The 12506-nt window shown below is 64.3% G+C and carries 11 protein-coding genes and 1 tRNA gene; 9 read left to right on the top strand and 3 right to left on the bottom strand.

The genetic code is table 11. From position 1 onward, the window contains the following. Positions 1-52: 52 nt before the first annotated feature. Positions 53-580, bottom strand: coding sequence for a Dps family protein (locus tag BRADO_RS06220; protein ID WP_011924461.1), 528 nt, complete (start codon positions 578-580; stop codon positions 53-55). A gap of 108 nt (positions 581-688) precedes the next feature. On the opposite strand from BRADO_RS06220, the gene BRADO_RS06215 reads away from it, so the two are divergent. After that, positions 689-1393: a class I SAM-dependent methyltransferase gene (locus BRADO_RS06215; RefSeq protein ID WP_041756169.1), complete on the top strand. Its 705-nt coding sequence runs from the start codon at positions 689-691 to the stop codon at positions 1391-1393. 103 nt (positions 1394-1496) lie between these two features. Next, positions 1497-1573, top strand: a tRNA-OTHER gene (locus BRADO_RS34920). 68 nt (positions 1574-1641) lie between these two features. Here BRADO_RS34920 and BRADO_RS06210 read toward each other — a convergent pair. After that, positions 1642-2010, bottom strand: a complete 369-nt coding sequence (locus BRADO_RS06210; RefSeq protein ID WP_041756168.1) for a helix-turn-helix transcriptional regulator — start codon at positions 2008-2010, stop codon at positions 1642-1644. Positions 2011-2127: 117 nt separating this feature from the next. Here BRADO_RS06210 and BRADO_RS06205 point away from each other — a divergent pair, with 117 nt between their 5' ends. The 4 genes from BRADO_RS06205 (at position 2128) to BRADO_RS06190 (ending at position 8269) form a co-directional block, all read left to right on the top strand. Then, entirely contained in the window at positions 2128-3288 is a 1161-nt protein-coding gene (locus BRADO_RS06205) for an MFS transporter (RefSeq protein ID WP_011924458.1), read from the top strand. Positions 3289-3452: 164 nt separating this feature from the next. After that, positions 3453-6917: a carbamoyl-phosphate synthase large subunit gene (gene carB / locus BRADO_RS06200; protein WP_011924457.1), complete on the top strand. Its 3465-nt coding sequence runs from the start codon at positions 3453-3455 to the stop codon at positions 6915-6917. A gap of 212 nt (positions 6918-7129) precedes the next feature. Beyond that, positions 7130-7606, top strand: coding sequence for a transcription elongation factor GreA (greA, locus tag BRADO_RS06195; protein ID WP_041757344.1), 477 nt, complete (start codon positions 7130-7132; stop codon positions 7604-7606). A gap of 258 nt (positions 7607-7864) precedes the next feature. Continuing rightward, positions 7865-8269 (top strand): DoxX family protein, encoded by a 405-nt coding sequence (locus BRADO_RS06190; RefSeq protein WP_011924455.1) that lies wholly within the window; start codon positions 7865-7867, stop codon positions 8267-8269. A gap of 128 nt (positions 8270-8397) precedes the next feature. Here BRADO_RS06190 and BRADO_RS06185 read toward each other — a convergent pair whose 3' ends face one another. After that, complete coding sequence (locus BRADO_RS06185) at positions 8398-8877, bottom strand: Lrp/AsnC family transcriptional regulator (protein WP_011924454.1); 480 nt, start codon at positions 8875-8877, stop codon at positions 8398-8400. A gap of 284 nt (positions 8878-9161) precedes the next feature. Here BRADO_RS06185 and trxB point away from each other — a divergent pair, with 284 nt between their 5' ends. The 3 genes from trxB (at position 9162) to dapA (ending at position 12450) form a co-directional block, all read left to right on the top strand. Continuing rightward, on the top strand, positions 9162-10127 hold the full coding sequence (gene trxB / locus BRADO_RS06180) for a thioredoxin-disulfide reductase (protein ID WP_011924453.1): 966 nt from the start codon (positions 9162-9164) through the stop codon (positions 10125-10127). A 7-nt stretch (positions 10128-10134) separates the two neighbouring features. Then, positions 10135-11058 (top strand): LysR family transcriptional regulator, encoded by a 924-nt coding sequence (locus BRADO_RS06175; RefSeq protein ID WP_008962929.1) that lies wholly within the window; start codon positions 10135-10137, stop codon positions 11056-11058. 471 nt (positions 11059-11529) lie between these two features. Further along, positions 11530-12450 (top strand): 4-hydroxy-tetrahydrodipicolinate synthase, encoded by a 921-nt coding sequence (gene dapA / locus BRADO_RS06170; protein ID WP_011924452.1) that lies wholly within the window; start codon positions 11530-11532, stop codon positions 12448-12450. Positions 12451-12506: the final 56 nt, after the last annotated feature.

Below are 12506 nucleotides of genomic sequence, written 5' to 3'. Positions count from 1 at the left end.
GACGCGCCACGTCGTCGCAGCGCGTCCTTAAAGATTGTATCTGGCAATCGGCTCACGCCGCGTTGCTGCCTTCCTGGCGGCTGGCCTCGAACAGGAACCAGGTGCGGCGCTCGGTCTCGTCGATGAAGTTCTCGAGCAAACCCGCGGTCGCTGGATCGTCGTTATCGTCGCACAGCTCGTGCGCCTTCCGCATCGCGGCCGCGATATGCTTGTTGTCCTCCATCAACTCCCGCAACATTTCGCGCGGCGGCACATATTCTTCGTTGTTGTCCTTGATGGTCTGCAGCTTGCTGATCTGGCTAATCGATTTGAGCGTCGTGCCGCCGAGCTTGCGGACACGCTCGGCCAGTTGGTCCGTGGTGGCGAAGATCGCATCCGACTGTTCGTCGAGCATCTCATGGTAGTCATGAAAATGCCGGCCGCTGACGTGCCAGTGGAAATTCTTGGTCTTGAGGTAAAGCGCGAAGGCGTCCGCCAACAGCGTGTTCAGCGCCGTCTGGATCTTGTTCACGGCATCGGGGGACAGATCGGTCGGGGTATCGAGCTCGGGGGCAGTCTTGTCGGACTTTGCTTTACTCACGGGTCAACCTTCCTGTTAGAAGCAGCAATGGACACGGGTGATCGGACCCGTTAACGCTCGCTGACCCCTCCAGTTCCGTTCAAGGAACTGTGTTTGCCGGAACCCGCCATGGACGACTGGATCGACTATTACGATTCCACACACACGATCTATGCGAGCAAGTTGCACCGGGACCTGCACTTTCAAGGGATCGCGCGCGACATCGTCAGCTATATCCCCGCGCCGGATGCTGTTGTCCTCGACTATTCCTGCGGTGAGGCGCTTTCGGCCGCCAAGGTCGCAGACTCCTGCATGACCCTGATCCTGGCGGAACCCGCGCCCGGCGTGCGCGGGCGGCTGATCGCGCGGTTTGCCCCGAACACCAAGATCCGGGTCCGCTCCCTGGACGAGCTGCGCAACATGCAGGAGGCGTCCATCGATCTCGTCGTGATGAACTCCGTCGCGCAATACATGAGCGAGAGCGAATTCGACACGGCGCTGGGCGTCATCAGGCGGCTGTTGAAGCCTTCGGGGAAGTTCGTCCTCGGCGACATCCTCCGGCCGGAGGTCGGCATGGCTCGCGACGTGCTGGCGCTGCTGCGGTTCGCCGCGCGCGACGGCTTCCTCAGGGATGCCCTGGTGGGTCTGGTCGCCACGGCCCTGTCGGATTATCGGCAGCTGCGGACCAAGGTCGGCCTGCAGCGCTACAGCGAGGCCGACATGCTGGCGCGGCTCAAGAGGGCCGGCTTCAGCGCGGTTCGGGCGCCGAAGAATATCGGCCACAATCCCTGGCGGATGACCTTCGTGGCGCGACCGATGGCTGGAACGCGCTGACCGCCCGCTCCTCCCCGCTCTCTCCTGCCACAGGGAGCAATGGGATTAGGGTTAACTGAAACACGCGCTGGCTGACGCGGCCGTGAAAGGTAAGATCACCCTCGGCCCGGTGGCGGAAGCTACGACGCGAAGAGCGGTGCAACGCTCTTGAACCTGGTTCAAGTCCAGGCCGGGCCTCCAATCGATGCTGTCCCGCAGCTCCGGGGCTCCCCACCACGATCCCCGCACGCCATCAGACAAGCCGCAAATCATGCCTCCGTCGCGATCTCGCACTCGGGCAGTTGAAGCCGTGCGGCGTCGCGGGTCGCGGCAGAGATGATGGTCGTCAGCATCCCCGGAAAGCGCGCTTCGAGATCATCGCGACGCAGCCGAATGAAACGGGTGGTGCCCGAGATGCGCGTCTGAATCAGACCCGCCTCGCGGAGCCGGGCGTAGTGATAGGCGAGATTGGATTTGCCGCTGAGCGCATTGAAATCGCCGCAGCGCAGCTCGCCCGCCACGTGCTCCAGTTTGGCCAGATTATACACGATGGCGAGCCGGATCGGATCCCCCAGGCAGTCCAGGACCGCTGGCAGCTCGATCTGATCGCGGGTGGGATGATGGAGGGCTCGACTCATGGGATGACTCTACAGACCAACGACATCGGCCTCAATGTTCAATATCTATTGAACCAATTGACAAACGTGCATGATCGGCCAATAGTTCAATAAATATTGAACAATGGGCGATGAACGATGCTGGTGATCTGGCTGGCTTTGGCGACGTTCGCGATCGGGACCGAAGCGTTCGTGATCGCGGGCTTGTTGCCCGCGATCTCCGCCGATCTTGGAATCTCACCAGCCACCGCGGGTCAGCTGGTGACCGCCTATTCCCTGGCCTATGCGATCGGCTCGCCCCTGCTCGCCGTGGTCCTCAACAATGTCGACCGCAAGACGGTGCTGATCCTGGCGCTCGCCGTCTTCATCGCGAGCAACCTACTCGCTGTCATCGCGCCAGGCTATCCGCTGCTGATCATCTCACGCGTTCTCATGGCCCTCGGCGCCGGGCTTTGCACGCCGACTGCGATCGGCGTTGCGGTGGCGATCTCGGCACCGGAGCGGCGCGGCCGCGCCGTCGCGCTGGTGACCTCGGGCCTCACCGTCGCAACGGTGATCGGCGTCCCGCTCGGCACCTTCGTCGGGAGCCAGGCGTCCTGGCGCGCGACCTTCGCTCTGGTGGCGGCGCTCGGCGCCCTCGCCCTGATCGGCGTGCTCCTGCGGGTGCCGGCCAAGCTGCCCCATGCGGCTCCGAGCCTCGGCAGCCGCCTTGCGATCGCTCGCCATGCCTCCGTCATCTATGCGGTTGTAACGACGATGCTGTGGGCGATCGGCGGCCTGACCGTCTTCACCTATCTGGCGGTTCCGCTGCACGGTCTCGGCTTCACCACCAATCAGATCAGCGTGGCACTCCTGGTATTCGGCTCCGCCGCCGCGGTGGGCAACGTCCTCGGCGGAATCTTGGCCGATCGCATTGGGCCGACCCCGACAATGGCATTGAGCCTCGCCGGCATGGCCGCAGCACTTGGCATGCTGTCGGTGACGGTGAAAACGGCCTCTCCTGAGCTGAGCCATGTCCTCGTGCTGGTGCCGATCGGCGTCTGGGGTCTCTGCGGCTGGAGCTTCTTTCCGGCTCAGGCGGCGAGCTTGATCCGGATCGAGCCTCAGGCTGCGACAGTTGCGCTGTCGCTCAACTCCTCGTTCATGTATTTCGGCTTCGCCCTTGGCGGTGCGCTCGGGGGAATCGTGCTCTCGACCGCCGCGCCGGCCGATCTCGGTTGGGTAGGCGGCCTCAGCGTCGGCGCCGGGCTGGCGGTTCTCATCCTCCGACACCGTCGCGAGCGATTGAAACCGGTATAAAATTGCCCGTTGATGAGGACGTAAGGCTCTTTCCGGCTTGGATAAACTGGTCTAAAGACCCCTCGCGCGCGAGCACCGGTCGCGCCTGGGCCTTCGGGGACGCGCGAAACGCGCGCCCTTTTTTTGTGCCCGATTCCCTGCCCGTTTCTTGTCCGTGAGCCTGAATGCCGAAACGCACCGACATCTCCACCATCCTGATCATTGGCGCCGGTCCGATCGTGATCGGCCAGGCCTGCGAGTTCGATTATTCGGGCACGCAGGCGGTGAAGGCGCTGAAGGAGGAGGGCTATCGCGTCGTCCTCGTCAATTCCAATCCGGCAACGATCATGACGGACCCGGAATTGGCCGACGCGACCTATATCGAGCCGATCACGCCCGAGATCGTTGCCAAGATCATCGAGAAGGAGCGCAACGTCATTCCCGGCGGCTTCGCGCTGCTGCCGACCATGGGCGGACAGACCGCGCTGAACTGCGCGCTGTCGCTGCGCCGGCAAGGCACCTTGGAGAAGTTCGACGTCGAGATGATCGGCGCCACCGCTGACGCGATCGACAAGGCTGAAGACCGCCAGCTGTTCCGCAACGCGATGGAGAAGATCGGGCTGCAGACGCCGAAGTCGCGCCTCGCCAATGCCTCCGCGCTGAAGAAGCAGTATCGCGACAAATATCATGCCGAGCGCGAGAAGCTCACCGGCGCCGCGCGCGACGAGCTCGACCGGCAATGGACGCTCGGCGAAAACGATCGCCGCAAGCGCTACCAGGAATATGCTCTCGGCGAGGCGCTGATGGCGCTGTCCGAGATCGGCCTGCCCGCGATCATCCGTCCATCCTTCACGATGGGCGGCACCGGCGGCGGCATCGCCTACAACAAGGAAGAATTCCTCGACATCATCGAGCGCGGTCTCGACGCCTCCCCCACCAACGAAGTGCTGATCGAAGAGTCGGTGCTCGGGTGGAAGGAGTACGAGATGGAAGTCGTCCGCGACAAAAAGGACAACTGCATCATCGTCTGCTCGATCGAGAACCTCGATCCGATGGGCGTGCACACCGGCGACTCCATCACCGTCGCGCCGGCGCTGACCTTGACCGACAAGGAATACCAGATCATGCGCGACGCCTCGCTCGCGGTGCTGCGCGAGATCGGCGTCGAGACCGGCGGCTCCAACGTGCAGTTCGGCGTCAACCCGGCCGACGGCCGCATGGTCGTCATCGAGATGAACCCGCGCGTGTCGCGCTCCTCGGCGTTGGCATCGAAAGCGACCGGCTTCCCGATCGCCAAGGTCGCGGCCAAGCTCGCGGTCGGCTACACTCTCGACGAGATCGCCAACGACATCACCGGCGGCGCCACGCCTGCGTCGTTCGAACCGACCATCGACTACGTCGTCACCAAGATTCCGCGCTTCGCCTTCGAGAAATTCCCGGGCGCCTCGACCACGCTGACCACGTCGATGAAGTCGGTCGGCGAAGTCATGGCGATCGGCCGCACCTTCCAGGAGAGCTTGCAGAAGGCGCTGCGCGGTCTGGAGACCGGACTCACCGGCCTCGACGAGATCGACATCGAGGGGCTCGGCCGCGGCGACGACAAGAACGCGATCCGCGCCGCCCTGGGGACGCCGACTCCGAACCGCATCCTGCAGGTGGCGCAAGCCATCCGCCTCGGGTGGTCCGACGAGGAGATCTTCAACTCCTGCAAGATCGATCCCTGGTTCCTGGCGCAGATGCGCGGCATCGTCGAGATGGAGGACAAGGTTCGCCGTCACGGCCTGCCGCCGAATGCGGTGGGCATGCGCACGCTGAAGGCCATGGGCTTCTCTGATGCGCGGCTCGCGGTGCTGGCCAACACCACTGAAGCCGAGGTCGCTGCCAAGCGGCAGGCGCTGGGCGTTCGTCCGGCATTCAAGCGCATCGACACCTGCGCTGCGGAGTTCGCCTCGCCCACAGCATACATGTATTCGAGCTACGAGACGCCCTTTGCTGGCCAGCTCGGCGACGAAAGCGCGCCGTCGGACAAGAAGAAGGTGATCATCCTTGGCGGCGGTCCGAACCGGATCGGCCAGGGCATCGAGTTCGATTATTGCTGCTGCCATGCCTGCTTCGCGCTGGCCGATGCCGGCTACGAGACCATCATGGTCAACTGCAATCCGGAGACGGTGTCGACAGACTACGACACCGCCGACCGGCTGTATTTCGAGCCGCTGACGGCCGAGGACGTGCTCGAGATCATCGCGACCGAGCGCCAGAACGGCACCGTCCATGGCGTGATCGTGCAGTTCGGCGGCCAGACTCCACTCAAGCTCGCGCGCGCGCTGGAAGCCGCCGACGTGCCGATCCTCGGCACGTCGCCTGAGGCGATCGACCTCGCGGAGGACCGTGACCGGTTCAAGCGCATCCTCGACAAGCTGCATCTGAAACAGCCGAAGAACGGCATCGCCTACTCTGTCGAGCAGGCGCGTCTCGTCGCCGCCGATCTCGGCCTGCCGCTGGTGGTGCGCCCGTCCTACGTGCTCGGCGGCCGCGCGATGCAGATCATCCGCGAGGACAACCAGCTCAGCGACTACCTGCTCGGCACCCTGCCCGAGCTGGTGCCGGCCGACGTCAAGGCGCGCTATCCCAACGACAAGACCGGCCAGATCAACACGGTGCTCGGCAAGAACCCGCTGCTGTTCGACCGCTATCTCTCCGATGCGACCGAGGTCGACGTCGACTGCCTCTCCGACGGCAAGGACACCTTCGTCGTCGGCATCATGGAGCACATTGAGGAAGCCGGCATCCATTCCGGCGATTCCGCCTGTTCGCTGCCGCCGCATTCGCTCGATGAGGCGACCATCGCCGAGCTGGAGCGGCAGACCCGCGAGCTCGCCCTGGGCCTCGACGTCGTCGGCCTGATGAACGTGCAGTACGCCATCAAGGACGGGACGATCTACGTGCTGGAGGTCAATCCGCGCGCCTCGCGCACGGTGCCCTTTGTCGCCAAAGTGGTCGGCACGCCCGTCGCCAAGATCGCGGCACGAATCATGGCCGGCGAGAAGCTGGCCGATTTCGGCCTGACCAAGCGCGCGCTCAAGCATGTCGGCGTCAAGGAGTCGGTCTTTCCGTTCGCCCGCTTCCCCGGCGTCGACACCGTGCTCGGCCCGGAGATGCGCTCGACCGGCGAGGTGATGGGCATCGACCGCTCCTTCGCCGTGGCCTTCGCCAAGAGCCAGCTCGGCGGCGGCACCCGCGTGCCGCGCAAGGGCACGGTGTTCGTCTCGGTGCGCGAGAGCGACAAGGCCCGAATCACCGAGGTCGTGCGGATGCTCCACGACCACGGCTTCAAGGTCGTCGCGACGTCCGGGACCCAGCGTTTCCTGGTCGATCAGGGCGTCCCGACCGAGAAGATCAACAAGGTGCTGGAAGGCCGGCCGCATATCGTGGACGCCATCACCAATGGCGACATCCAGCTGGTCTTCAACACCACGGAGGGGCCGCAGGCGCTCGCCGACAGCCGCTCGCTGCGGCGCGCTGCCCTCTTGCATAAAGTGCCGTATTACACCACTCTTTCGGGTGCCGTGGCGGCCGCGCAAGGCATCCGTGCCTATCTCGGGGGAGACCTTGAGGTCCGCACCTTGCAGAGTTACTTTTCCGAAAACTGATCGCGTGGCGCGGGCGAATGCCCGCTAAGCGATTGGCAATCATCGGAAATAAAGCGCTCTCGGCAGGAACTCGCCGCTCCGTTTGATGTTGGTCCGGCCTTTGACGGGTCGCTATCATCGGCTTGAGCGGCTATGCTTTTGGGCCCCGAAGGTCCATTCTGGAGATGCTGATCGTGCGCGGCCTTGCTCGCACGACTGAAGGACGAGAAGAGATGGTTGAAAAGGTTCCCATGACTGCGGGCGGCTACGCCGCGCTGGAGAACGAGCTGAAGCAGCGACAGTCGGTGGACCGCCCGCGCATCATCGAGCACATCGCCGAGGCGCGCTCGCATGGCGACCTGTCGGAAAACGCGGAATATCACGCCGCCAAGGAAGAGCAGTCGCATAATGAAGGCCGCATCGCAGAGCTTGAGGACAAGCTCGCGCGCGCCGACATCATCGACGTGGCCAAGCTCTCCGGCGACACGATCAAGTTCGGCGCGACCGTGACCCTGATCGACGAGGACACCGAGAAGAAGGCGGTCTGGCAGATCGTCGGCGAGGTCGAGGCGGACGCCAAGAAGGGCAAGATCTCGATCACTTCGCCGCTGGCACGCGCGCTGATCGGCAAGAAGATGGGGACCACCGTGGAGGTCATGGCTCCGGGCGGCGCCAAGTCCTACGAGATCGCCAAAGTGGAGTGGCGCTGAGCCCTCATTGTTGTTCTCGGGCGTCTGATCGAACAAGGGCTGCGCGAAAGCGCGGCCCTTTCTCCTTTGACGGGTCCCCCGCCGCGCATCCCTCTCGAACCGATGCCATTCGGCAGCACACGGTCAATTCATCGGGACCGGAAGATCCACGGCAGTGACGGGGTTTAGGTAATGAGCTAAGTGCAGGGCGGGAACGGCGCCGCTCGGACGGCGCGGCGCTCGCTTACATCATTAGCTTTGATTGGGGGATGATCAGACATGGAGCAGATGCTCTCGAAATGGCAACCGGCTGCGCTCAGCCTGTTTCGCTTCATCACAGGCCTGTTGCTGTTTCAGTACGGCGTGGCGAAGATCTTCAAGTTTCCGGTGGTTCCGTACTTCGCAAACATTCCGCCGCTGATCTACACGGCCGGCATGATCGAGCTCGTGCTCGGCGCGCTGCTAATGGTCGGCCTGCTGACGCGCCCGGTGGCTTTCATTCTCTCGGGCCAGATGGCCTTCGCCTACTTCCTCGGCCACATGTTCAAGACCGGCGAGCCGGTGTGGCTGCCGCTGTTGAACAACGGTACCGCTGCGATCGCGTTCTGCTTCTCCTGCCTGTATCTGGCCACGGCCGGCGGCGGGCCGATCAGCGTCGACGCGCTGCTGGGCAAGAAGAGCTGAGCCTCCGCTCTCCCGACGGTCATTCCAGAGCGATGCGCGAGCATCGAACCCGGAATCCAGGGTTGAGACGACGATCTCGATAGCCCGGGTCCAGCCTCGTTCGGGGCTGGCCCGGATGACGCCGATCGCTAGCCGCGTCCCTTGACCTCGAGCGGCACTGCCGCCTCGTATTTCGAGCTGTGCAGCACCAGCGAAGTCCGGACATTGCGCACATGCGGCGCCGCAGTGAGGTGCGTGACGAACTCCTGGAACGTCGCCATGTCAGGCGCCACGCATTTCAGAATGAAGTCGACCTCACCCGACAGCATCCAGCATTCGCGCACCAGCGGCTCCGCGCGCACGAACTCCTCGAACGCCTTCAGATCGGCGTCGGCCTGGCTCGACAGGTGGACCGACGCGAACACGGTGACGTCGAAGCCGAGCTTGCGAGGGTCGAGCAGGCCGCGATAGCCGGTAATATAGCCCTCCTCCTCCAGCGTCCTGACGCGCCGCAGGCACGGCGGCGGCGAGATGCCGACCCGCTTGGCCAGTTCCACGTTGGTGATCCTGCCATCGGCCTGAATTTCGCTCAGGATTTTGAGATCGATCTCGTCAAGATTCTTGGTCACGGGGATTGGGGGGCTGGCGGGAACAGGCGGGAGACGGGCTCCCGGAGTGAACGGCAACTCTCTTAGCGCAACCGGCTCAATTCGCGCAATTTTATTACTCTCGATTTCCCCTGTTGACCGGGTCGTGAAGGGAAAATTCGCCGAGATGCGTTGCAATTCTTGCATGGCTCGCCAGATCGCATAGACTTGGATTTGACATTTTCGATGGGGCCTCGGGGCGTTTCTTTCACGCATTCCGCTCGCTGCGTCGTCGATCCTCCCCTTTCCAGCGAGTTCTCGTCGCCATGCAAGCTCCGATCCATGCCAAAGTCGTCATCATCGGTTCCGGCCCCGCCGGTTATACCGCGGCGATCTACGCGGCACGGGCGATGCTTGAGCCGGTGCTGATCCAGGGCATCCAGCCCGGCGGCCAGCTGACGATCACGACCGACGTCGAAAACTACCCGGGCTTCGCCGACGTCATCCAGGGTCCCTGGCTGATGGAGCAGATGGAGAAACAGGCAACCCACGTCGGCGCCAGGATCAGGACCGACCTGGTGACCAAGCTGGAGCTGGCGCAGCGGCCGTTCCGGCTGACCTGCGATTCCGGCGACGTCTATCTCGCCGAGACGGTGATTCTCGCGACCGGCGCGCAGGCGCGCTGGCTCGGTCTGCCATCAGAGGAGACGTTCAAGGGCTTCGGCGTCTCCGCCTGCGCCACCTGCGACGGCTTCTTCTATCGCGGCAAGGAGGTCATCGTGGTCGGCGGCGGCAACACGGCCGTCGAAGAGGCCCTGTTCCTGACCAACTTCGCCTCCACCGTCACGGTCGTGCATCGGCGCGATCATTTTCGCGCCGAGCGCATCCTGCAGGAGCGGCTGTTCAAGCACCCCAAGATCAAGGTCGTCTGGGACAGCGCTCTCGACGAGATCTGCGGCGCCAGTTCGCCGTCCAAGGTCACGCATGTCCGGCTCAAGAACGTCAAGACTGGCGCGCTGACCGAGCTGCCGGCCGACGGCGTGTTCATCGCGATCGGCCATGCGCCTGCCACGGAGCTCGTGGCGGGCCAGCTGAAGCTGAAACCCTCCGGCTACGTCGAGGTGGTGCCTGGCTCGACCGCGACCTCCGTGCCCGGCGTGTTCGCGGCCGGCGACGTCGCCGACGAAACCTATCGGCAGGCGATCACCGCCGCCGGCATGGGCTGCATGGCCGCGCTAGAGGCCGAACGCTTCATCGCCCACGCGGCGAGCGAACGCGCCGCTGCGGAATGAACTGACGATGCCACGATCACGGGATGGATTTACGGATATGGATTGGGACAAGCTGAAGGTGTTTCACGCAGCGGCGGAAGCGGGCAGCTTCACGCATGCCGGGGAGCAGCTCGGGCTGTCGCAATCGGCGGTCTCGCGCCAAGTCAGCGCGCTCGAGCAGGAGCTCGCGGTCTCGCTGTTCCATCGCCACGCGCGCGGGCTGATCCTCACCGAGCAGGGTGATCTGCTGTTCCGCACGGCGCACGACGTCTTCATGCAGCTGCAGGCCGCGCGCGCCAAGCTGACCGACAGCCGCGAGCGGCCGAGCGGCGATCTCAAGATCACGACCACGCCCGGCGTCGGCATCAACTGGCTGATCCCGCGGCTCGGCGAGTTCACCGCGATGTATCCGGAGATCCGGATCTCGCTGATCGTCACCGACGAGGAGCTCGATTTGTCGATGCGCGAGGCCGACGTTGCGATCCGCACCCGCAAGCCGACGCAGCCCGACCTGATTCAGCGCAAGCTGTTCGCGATCAGCTTCCACGCCTACTGCTCGCCGGAATATGTGAAGCGCTTCGGCACGCCGCGCACGCTCGACGAGCTCGACGACCATCGCATCATCATGCTGGCCGACGGCCAGGTCGCGCCGCATCTGCAGAACCGCAACTGGCTGGTCGATGCCGGCCGCAACGGCTCCGGTCCGCGCGAGGCCTATTTCAAGGTCAACAACATCCTCGGTCTGGTGCGCGCCTGTCAGCAGGGCCTCGGCATTGCCGCGCTGCCGGACTATCTCGTCGAAGAAAACAGCCGTCTCGTGCAGCTGTTCGGCGAGTCGGATTCGATTCAGCTCGACACCTACTTTGTCTATCCCGAGGAATTGAAGACGGTCGCGCGCGTGCAGGTGTTCCGTGACTTTGTCGTGAGCAAAGCGCAGCGCTGGCCGGCCTGATCCGCACATCTGACAGTGCATGTCTGACATGCGGCGCACCTGCTTGCTGCGGGGCCGTGTCGAGGACCATAGTGTCCGTGTGCTGAGCGTTGGCGCCGCGCATTGTCCCCCTCCTCCAGTGGTGCAGGCGCTCAGGAATCCCTCTTTGGAAGGTGATTGTGTCGGCCTCATTGGCCAATACCTCCAGCCGGGCTCTTTCGGGCCCGGCTATTTTTTTGGCGGGACCGTTTTATGCCCCGACAACGTCATCACGCCTCGGTGACGTTGACACCGTGGCGCCGACCGCGCATGTAGATCCAATGTCCACGTCGCCGCACGTCAAGCTGTCGTCGAAAAAAGCTCCCCATCCGGGGACCAGTGGACGCGCGCGCTAGACTCTCTTCCGAGTTCACGCCGCACTACCAAGCCCCGCCGCCAGGACGGGGCTTTTTATATGTCCCGTCTCCGGCTCAACACTTGAGGAGATGGACCATGACGACCGCTCGAACACCCCTGCAAGGACTCTGGCTGCCGCTGATCACGCCGTTCCGCCACGGCGCCCTGGACGAAGCGTCGTTGCGCAACCTCGTTCGGCACTACGCTGGCAAGGCCGTCGATGGCCTGGTGCTCGGCGCGACCTCCGGCGAAGGATTGGCGCTGTCGTGGGACGAACGCGCACGGCTCGTCAGTGTGGTCCACGATGAGCTCACGTCCATCGGCCGGCAGCTGCCGATCTGTCTTGGCCTCGGCGGCGTCGCGACATCCGATCTGATCGAGGCGCTCGATCGGACCGCAGCATGGCCGATCGATTTCTATCTCATCTCGAGCCCGCCTTACGTCCGCCCGTCGCAGCGCGGGCTGCTGGCGCATTTTTCCGCGTTGGCTGAGCGCGCCGCGCATCCGATCGTGCTCTATAACATCCCCTACCGTTCCGCCGTCGGTCTCGACAACGACACGCTGCTGCAACTCGCCGCGCATCCGGCCATTGCGGGACTGAAGGATTGCTGCGCCAGTCGCACGCAGACCCGGGAGTTGATCGTGCGCCGGCCCGCAGGCTTCCAGATCCTGACCGGCGAGGACGCCCAGAGCTTCGACGCGCTGCAGGCCGGCGCCGACGGCGCCATCCTGCTGTCGGCGCATATCGAGACCGAAACCTTTGCTGCCCTCCTGCAGCATGTGCAGGCAGGCCGTCACGACGCCGCTGCGGCGTGCTGGATCCAGGTCGAGCCTCTCACGCGGCTGCTGTTTGCTGAGCCGAGCCCGGCTCCGGCGAAGTACTGGCTCGCCCGGACCGGTGTGATCTCGAGCGCGGAGGTGCGGCTGCCAATGGTCGAGGTCGGTGCCGACCTCGCCGCACGGCTCGATGACGAGATCGCGCATCGCACAGCCACGGCAAAGAGCCGCGTCGCCTGAGCCGTCGCCGCACGCAATCGTCGGCTCTGTCGCAACCTTTGGGGGTCGAGGACGGC

The organism is Bradyrhizobium sp. ORS 278, from assembly GCF_000026145.1.
In the GTDB taxonomy this organism is placed as follows: Bacteria; Pseudomonadota; Alphaproteobacteria; order Rhizobiales; family Xanthobacteraceae; genus Bradyrhizobium.
The sequence above is the reverse complement of the archived record's forward strand: the minus strand, read 5'-3'. Positions and strand labels throughout refer to the sequence as shown.